This is a genomic window from Mesorhizobium sp. M0854, assembly GCF_040319815.1.
Taxonomy (GTDB): Bacteria; Pseudomonadota; Alphaproteobacteria; order Rhizobiales; family Rhizobiaceae; genus Mesorhizobium.
In genome coordinates this window covers 282342-300357 of record NZ_JAMYOL010000005.1, presented here as the reverse complement: position 1 = coordinate 300357, position 18016 = coordinate 282342, and the positions used below count along the sequence as shown (strand labels likewise).

Below are 18016 nucleotides of genomic sequence, written 5' to 3'. Positions count from 1 at the left end.
CGAGGGCGCAAGGGGCAGACCCGATGGCTGTGCGAGGCCGTGGTGCGGGCGAGGGCGAGGACGTTGGCAGCGACGTCAGCGAACGCTTGCTGTTTGCCGCTCCCCCGCCTGTCCTGCTGGCACCGGCATTGCTACCTGCTCCGCGCTTCGATGCTCCGTCGCTGCCGGCCAGCGACCCAGCAACGGTTCTCGTGCCCGCGGGCGAGCCCATCGTACGCCTGCCCAGGCGTTTCCGCCTCCCGTCACCGTCCCGTATCCGCAACAGCGTAACCACGGCGGCCGATCTGGAACTCGACCGCGGCATCGCCTTCCTGCTGGTGCCGGTGTTCCTCGCATGCGGGGTGGTCGTTTATTTCGGGCTGTCGGTGGAGCCGGCCTTTCCACAGCCGATCGCAATCGCGCTCCTCGCGACCCTTTGTGCCGTCGTCTCGCGGTCATGGCCCAGGACGCGCCTGTGCTTCATGGTGGCGCTGCTCTGCGCGCTTGGCGTACTTGCCGCCAAGTTCGAGACATGGCGTGTCGGAACGCATATGCTCGGCTCCGACATCTCGACGCGGCTGACGGGTCGCGTTGTATCGTACGAGCCCATGGCGAGCGGCCGCATCAGGCTGACAATCGATGTGATCTCAACGGCCAGGCCGACACTGCGCTACATGCCGGAACGGGTCCGCGTTTCGGCGATGAAGATACCGGCTGAGCTGACCGCCGGTTCCGAGATCACCGGCTATGTGCGGCTGCTGCCGCCGACCGGCCCGGTGCGGCCCGACAGCTATGATTTCTCCTTCGACAGCTATTTCGCCGGTATCGGCGGCAGCGGCTTTTTTCTCGGCAATCCGAAAGTCGTGTCGTCGGGCAGCATGCCGCTTGCCGCGCAGCTTTCTTCCGCGATCGAAGACGCGCGCGAATCCATCGCCGACCATATCCGCAGCCGCATCGGCGGTGCCGAGGGCGAGATTGCTGCTGCGCTGATCGTCGGCGTGCGCGCCGGCATTCCCGAGGAGATCAACGAAGCGATGCGGCGCACCGGCATCTACCACATCATCTCCATCTCAGGGCTGCATATGGCGTTGGTCGCCGGCACCATCATGGCGCTGCTGCGGGGTGCCTTCGCGCTGTTTCCCGATTTCTCATCGCGACGGCCGGTCAAGAAATATGCCGCGGCCGCCGCGCTTTTTTCGATTGCGGCCTACCTCGTCTTTTCCGGCATAGTCGTGGCGGCCGAACGCAGCTTCATCATGCTGGCGGTGATGCTTATCGCCGTGCTGTTCGACCGGGCCGCGCTCACCATGCGCAACCTGGCGATCTCGGCCATCGCGGTCATCCTGGTATCGCCGCACGAGGTGGTCGGTCCGAGTTTCCAGATGTCCTTCGCCGCGACGGCGGCCCTTGTCGGCGCCTATGCAGGCTGGTCCGATTACCGCGCCGGCAGGGCCACCACGCCGCCGCCGCGGCAGTCGCCGCTACGCTTTGCCACTCGAAAGGTCCTGCTGGGCATGTGCGGTCTGGCGATGACCTCGATCATTGCAGGGAGCGCCACGGCGCTTTTCGCCATATGGCATTTCCAGCGCGTGGCGCCGCTCAGCCTGTTCGCCAATCTGGCCATCATGCCCATCGTGTCACTGGTCGTCATGCCCTTCGCCGTTCTCAGCGCGCTGGCGATGCCGTTCGGTGCGGATGGCCCTTTTCTCTATATCATGGGCAAGGGGCTGACGGCGATGATCGCCCTGTCCGGGTGGATCTCGGAGCGCTCGCCGATCGATGCGGTCGGGCTGATTTCGCTGAGATCCGTCCTTCTGGTGACGATCGCCCTCGTCATTGCCAGCATGGCGACGACGTGGTTGCGGCTGGCGGCACTTCCTTTTGCGCTCGCCGGCTTGCTGACGACAACGCAGACACGCATACCCGACGTATTGGTCTCGGAGGACGCACGGCTGGTCGCGCTGCCGATCGGCAGCGGTGAACTCGCGGTCAACCGGGCACGCCCGAATGAGTTCACCATCGACAACTGGAAACGCGCGCTCACATCAGAGGCTATCGTCGCGCCGGAAACACCTGGAAAGAACGACCCGCAATTCGACATTGCCGATCCGGCCGACCTACCGCCGGGCATGCCGTTCATTTGCACGGACGGCCTCTGCCTTGCCAGGCATCCATCCGGCGCGATCATCGCGCAAGCCAAGGACCGCGATACTGCGCGGCCAGCCTGCGCCTTTGCCAGCTTGATCGTCATCGACGACGCCACCGCCCATAACCCCTGCTACTACGACCGGCTGGTCCTCGTCGTCACCAAACGGCAACTGGCGCGCGCGGGAAGTGCCGCCGTCTATTTCGATCCACAAGCGGCAACACGCGCCGAGATCCGCTTCGCCGTCGAAAAATCATACCGGCCCTGGCACGTGCAGCGGAAATTTTCACGCGCGGCACGGGGCCTGCCGCCATACCGCCGGGCCGACAACCCCAAAGCCGGCGCCAAGGGCGGAGCTCAGTAGCGGCGGATCAGTCCGACGAGCTTGCCCTGCACCTTGACCCTGTCTGGTCCGAAGATGCGCGTCTCGTAGGCCGGATTGGCGGCTTCCAGGGCGATCGAGGCGCCCTTGCGGCGGAACCGCTTCAGCGTCGCTTCCTCCTCGTCGACCAGTGCCACCACGATCTCACCGGGGCTCGCCGTATCGGCATTGCGGATGATCACCGTGTCGCCGTCGAAAATGCCGGCCTCGATCATCGAATCGCCTTTGACCTCAAGCGCATAATGCTCGCCGCCCATGATCATATCCGGCGGCACCGAAATCGAATGCGTCTGGTGCTGGATGGCGTCGATCGGCACACCGGCAGCGATGCGGCCCATCACCGGGATCGAAACGGCGGCGACGACATCGTCGTCATTTCCGGCTGCGGGCACGCGCGACGATGTCGGCTTGCCTTGCCGAGGGGCGCCTTGCCCAAGACTGCCCTGGATGACACTCGGCGAGAACTTGCGTGCCGCATTGAGGCCGGGGGCGATCGAGTCAGGCAGGCGTAGCACCTCCAGCGCACGGGCCCGGTTGGGCAAACGGCGAATGAAGCCGCGCTCCTCCAGCGCCGTAATCAGCCGGTGGATTCCGGATTTGGAAGCCAGGTCGAGCGCTTCCTTCATCTCGTCGAATGAAGGCGGGATACCGCTTTCCTTCAACCTTTCGTGGATGAACATAAGCAGTTCGTGTTGTTTGCGTGTCAGCATAGCGACCCCCAACAGAATCAGAAAAACAAACCCAGAACAAACACTATCTGTTCCAGTTGTGTTCCGCAACTGTTTAAAGTTTAATGAATGCGTTAAGGCTCGGGAAACAAACGACGTCCCCTACCGGCGTACCGCATTTTCACCGCCGCGAGCCTCATCGCCTTGATTCTGCTTTCGTTTGCGCCCTTCTGGCCTCCTAGAAGGCGGCACTGGCATCGACCGTCGGTCGGCAAAAGGCACGGAATTGAACCCGTATCGACTGTGCGGTTTGGTCAATGCACCGTGAACGAAACGAACTCAAAACGCCAACCTCGGGTTAAGTCCCGGTTTCCACCGCCTGGTCAGGCTGCTTCTCGCCGGTGGAGCCTTGCTGCGCGCAACCAAGTAATGGAAGAACAGTCGATGCGTGTCCGGCGTTGCGTTGGATCTTGGGGGGAGCAGACAAATCATGACAGGAATTCCCGATCTCGTGGCCATAAAGGCGATGGATGCCGCGGATCCGCTGCGCGCGATGCGCGACCGCTTTGTGTTGCCGCAAGGAGTGATCTATCTCGACGGCAATTCGCTAGGAGCTGCTTCACGTGCCGCTTTCGATGAACTGCACAAGGCCGCGACCGAAGAATGGTCGCATGATCTCATCCGCGCATGGAACACGGCCGGCTGGTTCAACATGCCGCTTGAACTTGGCGACCAGCTCGGGCGCCTGATCGGGGCCGCGGCCGGCCAGACAGTGGTCTGCGACACGACATCGGTCAATATCTACAAGCTGCTGCACGCCGCCATGGCCATGCGACCGGAGCGGCAGGTCATCGTCGCCGAGGGCGATAGTTTTCCGACGGACCTCTACATGGCCGAGGGTGTGGTTTCGACGCGAAAAGATACGCTGCTGCGCCTCTCGGGAGTCGACGCGCCGACCATCGAAGAGCTGATCGACGAACGCACCGCTGTGGTGCTGGTCAACCACGTCAACTATAAGTCGGGCGAACTGCGCGACATGCCGGCGCTGACGCGCAGGGCTCAGGAAGCCGGGGCGATGATCGTCTGGGATCTCTGCCACACCGCCGGCGCGATGCCAGTCGAACTCGACAAGGCAAACGCCGATTTTGCCGTTGGCTGCACCTACAAATATCTGAATGGCGGCCCGGGCGCGCCTGCCTTCATCTATGCGGCTGAGCGGCATCTTTCCGACATCCAGCAGCCGCTCACCGGCTGGTGGGGCCATGCACGGCCCTTCGCCTTCGAGCCAGGCTATGCGGCCGGCACCGGCATCCGCCGGTTTCTGTGCGGCACGCAGCCGGTCCTGTCGATGCGCACGCTGAAGGGCGCGCTCGACATCTGGAACGATGTCGACATGACGGCGGTGCGCAAGAAGAGCATCGCGCTGGCGGATCTGTTCATCGAGCTTGTCGAGGCAAAGTGCGGCACTTACGGGCTCACGCTCGAAAGCACGCGCGATGGGGAAAAACGCGGCAGCCAGATTTCATTCATGCATGAGCATGGCTACCAGGTCATGCGCGCGCTGATCGAACGTGGCGTGATCGGCGATTTTCGCGCGCCATCGACCATGCGCTTCGGCTTCACCCCGCTCTATGTCGGCTATGCCGATGTCTGGCAGGCCGCCAAAGTGCTTGAGGACATCCTGCACACCGGTGCGTGGAAGGATGCGCGCTTCGCCATCAAAGCAGCTGTCACTTGAGATTGATGCGAGAGCTGGAATCGTGAGGCTGGCGACGACGCGCCGCGCGATGCTTACGGCTACGCTGCAGGGCCATATGCCAGGGAGGGCGCAGGGTGTTCGAACGTCACATTGCCGATTGGGACAACGCCTATGCCAACGGCGCCAACATAGCCGGCAGCGATCGCTGGCCGGCGGCCTGGATCGAGCCCGCGCGGGTTTTCCGCGACGTGCTTTCGACCGAGGGCAGGGCGCGGCTCGACATGGCCTATGGCGACAACCCACGCAACCGGCTCGATCTTTTCCTGCCGGCCATCAAGCCTAAGGGACTCGTGGTGTTCGTTCATGGCGGCTACTGGATGGAATTCGACAAGAATTTCTGGTCGCATCTTGCCGCTGGCCCTGTTGATCGCGGCTATGCGGTGGCGATGCCGTCCTACACGCTCTGTCCGCAGATACGCATTGGCGGCATCGTCAAGGAGGTCGGCGCGGCGATCGGCAAGGCGGCGGCGATGGTTGCAGGGCCGCTGATGCTGACCGGGCACTCGGCCGGCGGCCATCTTGTTAGCCGGATGGTTACGGCGACGACGCCGCTGGCGACCGAAGTGGTCCGGCGCGTTCGTCATGTGGTGTCGATCTCGGGGGTGCACGATTTGCGCCCGATCATGCGCACCGGCATGAACGAGACGCTGGCGATCGATGAGGCCGAGGCGCAGGCCGAAAGTCCGGTGCTGCTGCGCCCGATGGACAAGGCCCGCCTGACCTGCTGGGCCGGCGGCGGCGAGCGCGCCGAATTCCTGCGTCAGAGCGCGTTGCTGGCCAACATCTGGATCGGCCTGGGTTCCGCGACCAGCTCGGTGGTCGAACCTGACCGGCATCATTTCAACATCATCGACGGTTTGGCCGATCCAGACCATCCGCTGACCCGGACCTTGATTTCGGAGTGAGGCAGGTTCAGCGTAACATCAGCACGTCGCAGGGGGAGCCCGCCGCCGCGGCAGGCGCGAACGGCGCGCGAACGATCAGCCCGTTGGCATCGGCCAGGATTTTCAGCATCGAGGAGTCCTGGATGCCGAACGGCGTCGCCACGAGCGTACCGGCGTCATCTATGACAACAGCCCGCACATAATCTTGCCTGAGATCATTGGCCGGCATGGCGGCACCGAGCCGTGCCCGACGTATATCCTGCTGAAAGGCGCGGCCGCCGAGCCGCGCCAGCAGCGGCTTCAGGAAGAGCTGAGTGCAGACCAGGCTTGCCACCGGATTGCCGGGCAGGCCGATGCAGCGAATGTCTCCCAGCCGCCCGAACATCAGTGGCTTGCCCGGCCGCATGGCGATCTTCCAGAAATCGAGCGTCATGCCTTGCCCGGTCAGCACCTCATGGACGAAGTCGTGGTCACCGACCGAGGCACCGCCCAGCGTGACGATGACGTTCGCGCCAGCCTTCACGGCCTTTTCAACCAGCGCAGCGATCGCCTCCCTGCGGTCCGGCGCGATGCCAAGGTCGAGCGCGCGCGCACCGACCGACTGTGCGGCAGCGGCGACACCATAGGCGTTGGAGGAGATGATCTGGTCGGGGCCAAGATCGCTGCCCGGCGGCAGTAATTCGTCGCCGGTGGCGATGATGGCCACCAGCGGCCGTTTGACCACGCGCACCTCGGGGTGATTGGCCGATGCCGCCAGCGACAAGGCCGCCGGGTCGAGCAGGCGGCCTTTGGGCAGCAGGACATCGCCCTTGGCGAAATCGAGCCCGAGGCGGCGGATGTTGCGCCCCTGCACCGTCCGTTCCGTCACTTCGACGCTGCCGCCACCGAGATCGCGGACGTTCTCCTGGATGACGATAGTGTCGGCGCCTTCGGGAAGCGGCGCGCCGGTAAAGATGCGCACGGCCTGCCGCTGCTGCACCGTTCCGGCAAAGCCGCGTCCGGCCGGCGCCATGCCGACCACCGAAAGCCTTGCCGGTACGGACGCGATATCGGCCGCCCGCACGGCATAGCCGTCCATGGCGGAGGCGTTGAACGGCGGCTGGGTGCGGAGCGCCACAACCGGCTCCGCCAGCACGCGGTCGGCGGCATCCAGCAGTGCGACGCGTTCGCCCGGCAGCGCTGCTGCGCCGTCCAGCAGGCGCTCGAGCGCCTCGGCAACTGGGACCAGCACCATTATCGGCCTGCCTCGGTGGCCCCGTCTCCGGTGATCTTGTAGTCGCCGGATTTGCCGCCGGTCTTTTCAACCAGCCTTATGCCGGAGATGACCATGGCGCGGTCGACCGCCTTGGCCATGTCGTAGATGGTCAGGCAAGCGACCGAGACGGCACTCAGAGCCTCCATCTCAACGCCGGTCTTGCCGGTGACGCGGGTCAATGCTGTCACCTTCAGGCCGGGCAGCGCGGCGTCCGCCTCGATATCGACAGATATCCTGGTCAGCAGCAGCGGATGGCAAAGCGGGATCAGTTCATGCGTCTTCTTGGCCGCCATGATGCCGGCAATGCGCGCGGTGCCCAGCACGTCGCCCTTCTTGGCGTCGCCGGCGAGGATCATGTCCAGCGTCTCGGGCCGCATCGCGACAAAGCCTTCTGCGACTGCCGTGCGCACCGTCACAGCCTTGTCGCCGACATCGACCATGTTGGCTTCGCCCTGCGCGCCAAGATGGGTGAGGGTGGCCGCCATCCTCAAACGGCCTCTGCCGGCGCCTTGCCCGTCAACAGCAGGCGCGTTGCCGCGGCCACGTCCTGCTGGCGCATCAGGCTCTCGCCGACCAGGAAAGTCGCAATTCCGCTCTGCTCCAGCCGGCGGCAATCGTCGTGCGAAAAGATACCGCTCTCGCTGACCAGATGGCGGTCGGCCGGCACCATCGCTGCCAGCCGCTCCGAGGTCTGCAGGCTGGTTTCGAAGGTCCGGAGATTGCGGTTGTTGATACCGATCAGTCGCGACGACAGCTGCAGCGCGCGTTCCATTTCAGCCTCGTCATGCACTTCGACCAGCGCGTCCATGCCGAGCCCGAACGCTGTCGCTTCGAGTTCTCTTGCCAACGCGTCGTCGACGCTGGCCATGATGATCAGGATGGCATCGGCACCCCATGCCCTGGCCTCGTAGACCTGATAGGGGTCGAACAGGAAATCCTTGCGCAGGGCAGGCAGCTCGACGGCAGCGCGCGCAGTGGTGAGGAATTCGGGCGCGCCTTGGAAGGAGGGTGCATCGGTCAGCACCGAAAGGCAGGCGGCACCGCCCTTCGCATAGGCCCTGGCCAGCGCCGGCGGATCAAAATCGGCGCGGATCAGGCCTTTGGATGGGCTAGCCTTCTTGATTTCGGCAATCAGCGCGAACCTGCCGGATTTGCGCTTTGCTTCAAGGGCGGAAAGAAAGCCGCGCGGCGCGTCGGCATCCGTCGCCCGTGCCTTGATCTCGGCCAGCGGCACGCGCGCCTTGGCCGCCGTGATCTCGTCGCGCTTGTAAGCCTCGATCTTGCGCAGGATGTCGGACATGGTTTTAACCGTTCGAAATCTCGATCAGCCTGTCGAGCACTTTCAGCGCGCGGCCGCTGTCGATGGCCTGCGCCGCCGTTACCATGCCGTCGGCGAGGGTCGTCGCTTTGCCGGCCACCACCAGCCCGGCGCCGGCATTCATCAGCACCGTATCGCGAAAGGCGCCGGCGGCGCCGCCCAGCATGTCGCGCAGTGCCTGGGCGTTGTGGGCGGCGTCGCCGCCGCGCAACTCGTCCTTGGTGTGCCGCTTCAGTCCGACGGCTTCCGGGGTCAGCGTAAAGCTGCGGATCTCGCCGCCGGCCAATTCGGCGACAAGTGTCTCGCCGGTGGTGGTGATCTCGTCATAGCCGTCGCCATGGACGATCCAGGCATGGTCGGCACCAAGTTCCTTCAACGTTTCTGCCACCGGCATGATCCATTCGGGCAGGAACACGCCGACCATCTGCCGTCTGACACTCGCCGGATTGGAAAGCGGGCCCAGCAGGTTGAAGATGGTGCGGGTTCCGAGCTCGACCCGGGTCGGGCCGACATGCTTCATCGCCGGGTGATGCGCCGGCGCGAACATGAAGCCAACGCCGGCCTCGTGGATGCAGCGGCCGATCGTCTCCGGAGGGATGTCGATCTTGACGCCCAATGCGATCAGCACATCGGCGGCGCCGGTCAGCGAGGACAGCCCGCGATTGCCGTGCTTGGCGACGGGCACGCCGCTGCCGGCGATGACGAAAGCGGATGCGGTCGAAATGTTGACGCTGTGCGAATTGTCGCCGCCGGTGCCGACAATGTCGATGGCACCCTCGGGAGCTTCGACACGCAGCATCTTGGCGCGCATGGTGGCGACGGCGCCGGCGATCTCGCTGACGGTCTCACCGCGCACGCGCAATGCCATCAGGAAGCCGCCGATCTGGCCGGGGGTAGCATCGCCGGACATGATGATGTCGAAGGCCTCGCGCGCCTCCTCGAAGGAAAGAGCGCTGCCGGCGGCGACCTTGGCGATGTGGATCTTCAGCGCGCTCATCTGGCCAGGGCTTGGGTTACGGCCGCCTGATCGATGCGGACGTCATATTGCGTCTGCAACTGCGCCACCAACTGGTCGAGCAGGTCGTCGGACATGCCGGAGGTGAAGGACTTCTGTGCGTCCTGGGGCACTGAGCTGGCATCGGCCCCGGCAGGCTCGAACACCTCGGCAACCTTGAACAGTATCTGTCCGTCGCCCGTAGGTGAGGGGATCAACCCGGCGCCGCCTTCTCCGACGCCGAACATCGCGGCGGCGCCTTCCTTGCCGAAATCGACGTCGTCCGCATCGCGCTTGACGCCGCGCTTGGTCTGCTTTTCGAGCTTGAGCTCACCGGCGATCACCTCGAGCGTGACGCCGGCCTTGAGACGCTTCTCGAGCTCCTGTGCTTTTGCTGTGAGCCGTTTGGTGGTCTCCGCCGCGGTCCAGTCGGCCACGACCTTCTGGCGGACTTCGGCCAATGTGCGGTCGCGGGCAGGCGTGATCGCGCCCACGTCGTAGAAGACGAAGCCGTTATCGGCGGTGGTGAGGCCTTCATTGTCGGTTCCGGGTTCGGATTCGAACACCGCCTTGATGAGTGCCGGCGATTCCGGCAGGTCTTTGACGATGCTTCCATCCGGCCGTTGGCCGGTGCGGTCGATGGCATCGATGGTGACGACCTTCAGCTTCAATTTGGCGGCAGCCTCGGCGAGCGAACTGCCCGAGGCGCGCGTATCCTCGTAATTGTCGTGCACGTCCAGCAAGATGCGGCTTGCCTCGCCCAGTGCCAGGTCCTTGCGGATCTGCTCGGACACTTCGGCCAGCGGCTTCACCACTTCGGGCTTGATGTCGGTGACGCGCAGCAGAACGGGACCAAAGGCGCCCTGTACGACCGGGCTGACCTCATTGACGTTCAGTTTGAAGGCAGCATCGGCGACCGCCTTGTCGGCGATCTTGTCCTTGGCCAGCGTGCCGAGCAGCGTGTCTGCCGGCGTCTTGCCTTCGGCAGCGACGATCTTGTCGAAGGTCGCGCCGGTCCTGAGCGAATCGAGCGCCGCCTTTGCGGCATCAGGTGTCTTGAACACAAGCTGCTCGATGGTGCGCATCTCCGGCGTGGTGTAGCGCGCCTTGTTCTTATTGTAGTCGTCGCTGACCTGTTGGTCGGTCACCGCGCTCAAATCCATGATGTCTTCCGGTTCGAGCCTGACATAGGAGAACTTACGGTATTCGGGAGCGGCGTAGGTTTTCTTGTTTTCCTCGAAATAGGCCGAAAGCGCGCTGTCGGACGGCGCTTCTATCGGTTCGACCAGCGATTTCGGCAAGGTCAGGTAGTCGATGGTGCGATCTTCGCCGCGATAGAGCGCGACCGCCTTGAAGAATGTATCCGGGGCCTTGAGGCCGTCCGAAACCGCCTCGACGATCTGCTGGCGGACCGCGACCTGGGCGCGGTTCTTCAAATAGTCTTCCGGCCGCATGCCGACCTGCCGAAGCAGGTACTCGAAGGTTCTCCTGTCGAAGGTTCCGGCAGGCCCTTTGAACGCCGGGTCTTCACGCGTCAGTTCGGCGAGCCGGTCCTTGGACAGGCCGAGGCCGAGCTTGCGGGCCTGCTCGTCGAGGACGGCACCCGACACGAGTTGCGCCAGCACCTGGTTGTCGATGCCGAGCGCCGTCGCTTGCTCACGGCTGATGCGCTGGCCGAATTGCTGCGACATGACGCTGAGCTGGCGATCGTAGGCGAGGCGGTATTCGTTGATCGAGACCTTGGTGCCTCCGGCCGTAATCACGGCGTCATGGCCGGCAAGACCGCCCATCAGCCGCCCCGAGATGCCCCAGATGGCGAAGCTCAACACCAACAATGACAGCAGCAGTTTCGCGACCCAGGTCCCCGCCGCGCTTCTCAACATACCAAGCATGAGTACTTCCGATTTTTGCGCATTTCGCATGCGCCGAGTCTGAAACAAGCGCAATAGCGCCCTTCCTGCCCACTGTCGATTGCTTTGTGGCCTGATTTTGATAGTGAGGGCCAGCTGGAAATTGCCCGGAGAAACAAATCCCATGACCACTGGAATCCGCCCGCTCGTCGCCGGCAACTGGAAAATGAACGGCACCAGCGCCTCGCTCAACGAGATCAGGATGATCGGCAACGGCTTCATGAGTGGGCTCGACGCCGAGACCGAAGCGGTGGTCTGCGTGCCGGCGACCTTGCTTGCGCACGCCGCCGAGATTCTGTCGCGCACGCCGGTGCGGGCCGGCGGAGAGGATTGCCACACCGAGGAAAGCGGCGCCTATACCGGCTGCATTTCGGCCGAGATGCTGAAGGATGCAGGTGCCAGCCATGTCATCGTCGGCCATTCCGAATGCCGCGCCGATCGCAAGGAGGACGATGCCTTGGTCCAGGCCAAGGCCTCCGCCGCATGGCGCGCCGGGCTGGTGGCCATCATCTGCATTGGTGAGACAAGAGCCGAACGAGAAGCAGGAGCCACGCTCGACGTGCTGTCGCGCCAGGTCGCTGGCTCGGTCCCGCCAAACGCCACGGCTTCCAACACCGTCATTGCCTATGAGCCAATATGGGCGATTGGGACCGGCTTGACCCCGACCGCCGCCGACGTCGCCGAGGCACATGCGCATATCCGCGAAGAACTGGCACGGAAGCTCGGCAATACGGCGGCCAAGATGCGCATTCTCTACGGCGGCTCGGTCAAGCCGTCCAACGCCATCGAGTTGCTCGGCGTCAGGAATGTCGATGGCGCGCTGGTCGGCGGCGCCAGCCTAAAAGCGGCGGACTTCCTCGGCATCGCGGAAGCCTATCGAAACATCGCTTGATACAAGGGCTGGTTGCTGCATTTTGAGCGGACGGCCGACGTCGAAATCGTTGCAAAGGACGCATTGCTTCCCATATTCCGGCCACGGGCTTGGAAATGCCGTCAAAGCATTGTATTGAGCCGCCTCCAAATCAGCGGCCGCACAAGGCCTTGCCAGGGTAAATTATGGAAACCGTACTGATCGTCGTCCACCTCATGGTCGTGCTCGCGCTTGTCGGCGTGGTGCTGCTGCAGCGCTCCGAAGGCGGCGGCCTCGGCATCGGCGGCGGATCGGGCTTCATGACCGCGCGTGGCGCCGCCAATGCGCTGACGCGGGCGACGGCGATCCTGGCTGCCGCTTTCTTCGTCACCTCGCTGACACTGTCGATCGTTGCGCGCTATGGCGAGAAGCCGATCGACATTCTCGATCGCGTGCCGGCGGCCTCGGACGGAGCAGGCAAGGGCGTACTCAACCAATTGCCTGGAACCACGACGCCGACGCCGCCTTCAGGCACCACGGCGCCGACCCCGCCGTCCGGCAACGGCGCGGCAACGACGCCGCCGGCAACCGCTCCGGCGACGCCGCCAGCGACAAACGGCGCCACCGCGCCGGCTACGCCGCAGGTCCCCAACCAGTAATAGGGCAACTTATGCCGCGATCTGTTGTCGTTTGAACACAGTCGCGGCAAATGCCGCACGATCATGAAGATTCGACTGCGCCTCACGCTTGAGGCACTTCCGGCTAATCGATTATACGTTGCACGCGGCATTCTCGGCGTCCTTGGGGGGCGCCGGGCGACGCCGTGGGCAACAAGCATTGAACGATCGGATCTTCCCCATGCAGCTTCGCAGCTTCATTTTTGCCGGCCTTTGTGCCGTGCTCAGCCTAGGTGCGCCCGCTTTCGCGGCCATGCCGACGGCAAACTCGGCCCACAAAGCCGCAACAACAACCGACGTCGTCAAGGTCGCTGCCAAAAGCGATGCAGCGCAATTGAAGCTTCTCAAGAAGAAGAAAGATCCGACGCCGGACGACCTTGCGCAGATCCGCAAGATCGAAGCCAAGATCGCAGCCGACAAGGACGCCGCTCGCGCCAAGGCACTCGAAGCCAGGAAGCTGGCGATGCGCGAGGCGGCGAAAGCCAAAGCCGATGCGGAACGGCAGGCGTTCCTTGCCAAGAAGAGCCAGCCGCTCGCAACGGCCAAGGTGGCTGACGCCACGCCGGCCAAGAAGAAGACCGTCAACATCATCGAACCGATTACGCCCATTGCGCCGATCCAGTCGGCCGAGCCGATCCCGGCCGAGGCCATGAACGTTGCGCTGACCGGCAACAATGGCGAGTTGCGCAGCGAACCGGTCGGGCAGAAGCCGCAGAGCGTCGGGCTGTTCGCGGGACTGTTCGGCGGCACATCCTCTTCGTCGATGTCGCTGCTTCCGGAAACACGCGCGCTCGACGCCGCGCTCGAAAGGAAGCAGGCCAAGCGGCAGTTCAAGGTCAAGCCGGAATTCGTGCCGCAGGAGGTCGAATTCACCGGCTACAACCCCGGCACCATCGTCATCGATACCAGCGCCCGTCGTCTCTACCTCGTCGAATCATCGTCAACCGCCCGCCGTTATGCCATCGCGGTCGGCCGGGAAGGCCTGCAGTTCAAGGGTACGGTTGCCGTCGGCGACAAGCAGGAATGGCCGCGCTGGATTCCGACGCTGGATATGCAAAAGCGCGAACCCAAGCACTATGGCCAGTACAAGGACGGCATGCCCGGCGGCGGCGACAATCCGCTCGGTGCGCGCGCCATCTATCTTTACGACGGCAAGAAAGATACCCACCTGCGCATTCACGGCACCATCGCGCCGCAGTCAATCGGAACCAGCGCCTCCAATGGCTGCTTCCGTATGATCAACGAGCACGTCATGGACCTTTACCGCCGGGTGAAAGTAGGCACCAAAGTCGTCATCATCTGACGCTTTGACAGATCGTGCCAAAAGGGCCGGCCTCGCCGGCCCTTTTGTTTTGATACGCCAACGACCAGAGCGCCTTCTTGGGAAAAAGCCTTCGCGGCGGTTTTTTCTCTGGCGGAATCAATTCGGCCGCGTTAAGCGATGACTCCCATGGCGCGATATGTATTCATCACAGGCGGCGTGGTTTCCTCACTTGGAAAAGGCATTGCTGCAGCGGCCCTTGGGGCTCTCTTGCAGGCGCGGGGCTATCGCGCACGCATCAAAAAGCTCGATCCCTATCTCAATGTCGATCCCGGCACGATGTCGCCCTATCAGCACGGCGAAGTCTTCGTGACCGATGACGGGGCCGAGACCGATCTCGATCTTGGCCATTATGAGCGCTTCACCGGCCGCTCGGCCAACCAGCAGGACAACATCACCACCGGCCGCATCTATAAGAACATCATCGAGCGCGAGCGGCGCGGCGACTATCTCGGCGCTACCGTGCAGGTCATTCCGCACGTCACCGACGAGATCAAGAATTTCGTCCTCAACGGCAATGACGACTACGATTTCGTGCTGTGCGAGATCGGCGGCACCGTCGGCGACATCGAAGCGATGCCGTTCCTGGAGGCGATCCGCCAGCTCGGCAACGACCTGCCGCGCAACAACGCCGTCTACGTCCACCTGACCTTGATGCCTTACATTCCGACGGCAGGCGAACTGAAGACCAAGCCGACGCAGCATTCGGTCAAGGAGTTGCGCGGCATCGGCATCGCACCCGACATACTGCTGGTCCGCGCCGACCGGCCGATCCCCAAGGAAGAGCGCAGAAAGCTGTCGCTGTTCTGCAATGTCCGCGAAAGCGCCGTCATCCAGGCGCTCGACGTCCCGCATATCTACGACGTGCCGATGGCCTATCACAATGAAGGGCTGGATTCGGAAGTGCTGGCGGCCTTCGGCATCGATCCGGCGCCGAAGCCGCGCATGGAACGGTGGCAAGCGGTGTCCAACCGCATCCACAATCCGGAAGGCGAAGTGACCATTGCCGTCGTCGGCAAATATACCGGCCTCAAGGACGCCTACAAATCGCTGATCGAGGCGCTGTCGCATGGCGGCCTCGCCAACCGGGTCAAGGTCAAGCTCGACTGGATCGAAAGCGAGATATTCGAGAAGGAAGACCCGGCGCCGTGGCTGGAGAAGGTCCATGGCATTCTCGTCCCCGGCGGTTTTGGCGAGCGCGGCTCGGAGGGCAAGATCCTGGCGGCGAAGTTCGCGCGCGAACGCAAGGTGCCGTATTTCGGCATCTGCTTCGGCATGCAGATGGCCTGCATCGAGGCGGCGCGTTCGCTGGCCGGCGTCGAGCACGCATCATCGACCGAGTTTGGTCCAACCGAGGAGCCGGTTGTCGGCTTGATGACCGAATGGCTGAAGGGCAACATGCTGGAAAAGCGCAGGGAAACCGGCGACCTTGGTGGTACCATGCGGCTCGGTGCCTACCAGGCCGACCTCGCCAAGGGATCGAAGATCGCCGAGATCTATGGCGATACCCAGATTTCCGAACGCCATCGCCACCGCTACGAGGTCAATGTCGACTATAAGGAGCGGCTCGAGGATTGCGGCCTGGTGTTTGCCGGCATGTCGCCGGACGGCGTGCTACCGGAAACGGTCGAATATCCCGACCACCCCTGGTTCATCGGCGTGCAGTACCATCCCGAGTTGAAAAGCCGGCCGCTCGATCCGCACCCGCTGTTTGCCAGCTTCATCGAGGCGGCGGTAGAGCAGTCGCGGCTGGTCTAACTAGCCGCCCATGCAAACTTACGTCGCGCTGCTCTACAGCATTGTCCTGGGCGAGGGGCGGCGGGTCGTCATGTCCGATCTGAAGGCGATGGCCGAAGGCCTGGGTCTGAATAACCCGCGCACGCTGGTGGCGACCGGCAATCTGGTTTTCGAGGCGCAAGAAACAGAACTTGCGGCGTTGGAGCAGCGGCTGGAGGTGACGTTCGCAAAGACTTTCGGCCGCCACGTCGACATCATCGTGCGCCGCGCCGACGGCTGGCTGAGGATGGCGGCCAGCAATCCGTTCCCAGCCGAATCGGCTGAGGCCGCGGACCAGGTGGCGGTGCGCGTGATGCGGGCGCCCGTTCCCGCCGAGACCGCCGCGGCGCTTGAGGCGTATGCCGGCAAGGACGAGAAGCTGCGGATTGTCGGCGGCGACATCTGGATCGTCTTTTCCCGCGAGACGCCGAGTTCGCGGCTGCTTGCGGCGGTCAGTCACAAACGTCTCGGCATCGGCACCTCGCGCAACTGGAATACGGTGCGCCGCCTGGCCGAGATGGTCGCAGAATAAACGGGGCGGCTCGCGCCGCCCCAAATCGCTCAGGCCTTGGCTATCCTGGCTCCGGCACCGAGTGCCATGGTGCGCAGCACGTAGTAGATGACGCCGGCAATTGCCACGCCGAAGAACCAGCCATAGACGCCCCACCATGACGGCAGCAGGCTGGTGAAGTTGGGCAGGATCGAGGAGAAGACCGCGCCGATACCGGCGGCGATGAAGGCATTGACATGCCAGCCGCCCTGAAAGCGGAATTCGCCATTCTCCCTGTAGAGCGCCTCGACGTCGACCTCGCCCTTCCGGATCAGATAGTAGTCGACCATCATCACGCCGAAGATCGGCCCCATCGTTGCGCCAATGATGTTGACGAAGGAGGCGGCACTGCCTTCCCAGGGCGCGAATGGATAGAGCACCAGCGCGATCAGCGCCGCGATGTAGCCGCCCTTCTTGAAGTCGATCTGGCGTGGAAAGACATTGGAGAAGTCGAAGGCCGGTGACACGAAGTTCGCCACCACATTGATGCCGAGCGTCGCCACCGCAAAGGTCAGGGCTGCGAGCGCCGCCAGGAACCAGCTGTCGAATTTCGCCGAAATCTGGTCGGGATGCAGCAGCACCTCGCCATAGACGTCGAAGGCGGCGATCGTCGTAACGCCGGCGACCAGCGAGAACAGGATAAGATTGACCGGCAGGCCCCAGATGTTGCCCTTGCGCAGCGATGCCTTGTCGGGGGCGTAGCGCGCGAAATCGCAGAAGTTGAGATAGAGCGCGGAGAAATAGGTCACCCAGATCGCGGCCACCGCAAACAGCGAGGTCCAGGAGCCCGGCGTGCCCGGCACGCCCGCGTCCTTTGTCTTTTCCAGCAGCACATCCATCGGGATGTCGCTGGTGAAAGCGAAGGTGCCTGCCTTGATGCAAAGATAGATCGCCAGGATCAGCATCATCACCCACACCGCCGGTCCGGCCCAATCCTGGAAGCGGCGCACCGTTTCCATGCCTTTCTGGATGATCAGGAGTTGCAGCGCCCAGATGACGGCGAAGCAGATCACCTCGAGCCCGGAATGGCCGAGGAAATGTGTGCTCTGGTTGAAGTCGGCGAACCATTGCGAGCGGATCAGCAGGGCTACGATCGCCCCGGAGGCGGCCGCCGTCTGCGCGCCGTACCAGAAGCAGGCGACGATGGCGCGCACCAGCGCCGGTATGTTGGCGCCCCAGATGCCGAAGGAGGCACGCGCCAGGACCGGGTAGGGCACCCCGGTCTTCACGCCGGCATAGCCGACCATGTTCATCAACGCATAGATGATCAGCGAACCGATACCGATGGCGATGATGAAGTTGACGAAGCCGCCGCAGAACAGGAACAGGCTGGCAGCGAGATAGTAGCCCCACAGGCTGTGGACGTCCGACGTCCAGACGTTGAAGATCGAGAACGGTCCCCAGTTTCGAACCTTCGCCGGAGCGAGATCCTCATTGTACAGGTCCGGTGATGCGCCTTGTATTGTCATTGCTATGTCCTCCCCTTGCAACCGCACGCGCCTCCACGCATGGCACGCAGGTTAAGCCTGACGCAGGGGAACCGGCAA

Annotated in this window: 15 protein-coding genes; 8 read left to right on the top strand and 7 right to left on the bottom strand. The window is 63.6% G+C overall.

What is annotated here, in order from left to right; all coding sequences use genetic code 11:
- The first annotated feature begins 23 nt into the window (after positions 1–23).
- Positions 24–2489 (top strand): ComEC/Rec2 family competence protein, encoded by a 2466-nt coding sequence (locus NKH99_RS12085; RefSeq protein ID WP_353014177.1) that lies wholly within the window; start codon positions 24–26, stop codon positions 2487–2489.
- Here the strand turns inward: NKH99_RS12085 and lexA are convergent.
- Positions 2483–3217, bottom strand: coding sequence for a transcriptional repressor LexA (lexA, locus tag NKH99_RS12080; RefSeq protein WP_023674949.1), 735 nt, complete (start codon positions 3215–3217; stop codon positions 2483–2485). The two genes, NKH99_RS12085 and lexA, sit on opposite strands and share 7 nt — an antisense overlap.
- A 448-nt stretch (positions 3218–3665) precedes the next feature.
- Between lexA and kynU the strand changes: the two genes are divergently transcribed.
- On the top strand, positions 3666–4913 hold the full coding sequence (gene kynU / locus NKH99_RS12075) for a kynureninase (RefSeq protein WP_352540559.1): 1248 nt from the start codon (positions 3666–3668) through the stop codon (positions 4911–4913).
- A 95-nt stretch (positions 4914–5008) separates the two neighbouring features.
- Positions 5009–5839 carry a hormone-sensitive lipase gene (locus tag NKH99_RS12070; RefSeq protein WP_352502397.1) on the top strand — a complete coding sequence of 277 codons (831 nt, stop codon included), beginning with the start codon at positions 5009–5011 and terminating at the stop codon, positions 5837–5839.
- A 7-nt stretch (positions 5840–5846) separates the two neighbouring features.
- Here the strand turns inward: NKH99_RS12070 and NKH99_RS12065 are convergent, their stop codons facing one another.
- From NKH99_RS12065 to NKH99_RS12045, 5 genes are read right to left on the bottom strand one after another with little or no spacing between them, the layout of a single operon-like run.
- Complete coding sequence (locus NKH99_RS12065; protein WP_353014174.1) at positions 5847–7052, bottom strand: molybdopterin molybdotransferase MoeA; 1206 nt, start codon at positions 7050–7052, stop codon at positions 5847–5849.
- Complete coding sequence (gene moaC / locus NKH99_RS12060) at positions 7052–7558, bottom strand: cyclic pyranopterin monophosphate synthase MoaC (RefSeq protein WP_352474267.1); 507 nt, start codon at positions 7556–7558, stop codon at positions 7052–7054. Before moaC ends, NKH99_RS12065 begins: the two co-directional genes overlap by 1 nt.
- Before the next feature lie 2 nt (positions 7559–7560).
- Positions 7561–8373: an indole-3-glycerol phosphate synthase TrpC gene (trpC, locus tag NKH99_RS12055; RefSeq protein ID WP_352474266.1), complete on the bottom strand. Its 813-nt coding sequence runs from the start codon at positions 8371–8373 to the stop codon at positions 7561–7563.
- Positions 8374–8377: 4 nt separating this feature from the next.
- Positions 8378–9388 (bottom strand): anthranilate phosphoribosyltransferase, encoded by a 1011-nt coding sequence (gene trpD, locus NKH99_RS12050; RefSeq protein ID WP_352616138.1) that lies wholly within the window; start codon positions 9386–9388, stop codon positions 8378–8380.
- On the bottom strand, positions 9385–11277 hold the full coding sequence (locus tag NKH99_RS12045) for a SurA N-terminal domain-containing protein (protein WP_353014172.1): 1893 nt from the start codon (positions 11275–11277) through the stop codon (positions 9385–9387). Before NKH99_RS12045 ends, trpD begins: the two co-directional genes overlap by 4 nt.
- 142 nt (positions 11278–11419) lie before the next feature.
- Here NKH99_RS12045 and tpiA point away from each other — a divergent pair, with 142 nt between their 5' ends.
- From tpiA to NKH99_RS12020, 5 genes are all read left to right on the top strand, one after another.
- Complete coding sequence (gene tpiA / locus NKH99_RS12040; protein ID WP_352474263.1) at positions 11420–12187, top strand: triose-phosphate isomerase; 768 nt, start codon at positions 11420–11422, stop codon at positions 12185–12187.
- A 164-nt stretch (positions 12188–12351) separates the two neighbouring features.
- Complete coding sequence (secG, locus tag NKH99_RS12035) at positions 12352–12804, top strand: preprotein translocase subunit SecG (protein ID WP_352502400.1); 453 nt, start codon at positions 12352–12354, stop codon at positions 12802–12804.
- A 199-nt stretch (positions 12805–13003) separates the two neighbouring features.
- Complete coding sequence (locus NKH99_RS12030; protein WP_352685756.1) at positions 13004–14125, top strand: L,D-transpeptidase; 1122 nt, start codon at positions 13004–13006, stop codon at positions 14123–14125.
- Between the two features lie 147 nt (positions 14126–14272).
- Positions 14273–15901, top strand: coding sequence for a CTP synthase (pyrG, locus tag NKH99_RS12025; protein WP_352448839.1), 1629 nt, complete (start codon positions 14273–14275; stop codon positions 15899–15901).
- Between the two features lie 10 nt (positions 15902–15911).
- Positions 15912–16451, top strand: coding sequence for a DUF1697 domain-containing protein (locus tag NKH99_RS12020; RefSeq protein WP_352474258.1), 540 nt, complete (start codon positions 15912–15914; stop codon positions 16449–16451).
- Positions 16452–16480: 29 nt separating this feature from the next.
- On the opposite strand, the gene NKH99_RS12015 is transcribed toward NKH99_RS12020, so the two are convergent.
- On the bottom strand, positions 16481–17938 hold the full coding sequence (locus NKH99_RS12015) for an NCS1 family nucleobase:cation symporter-1 (RefSeq protein WP_352474257.1): 1458 nt from the start codon (positions 17936–17938) through the stop codon (positions 16481–16483).
- Positions 17939–18016 lie beyond the last annotated feature (78 nt).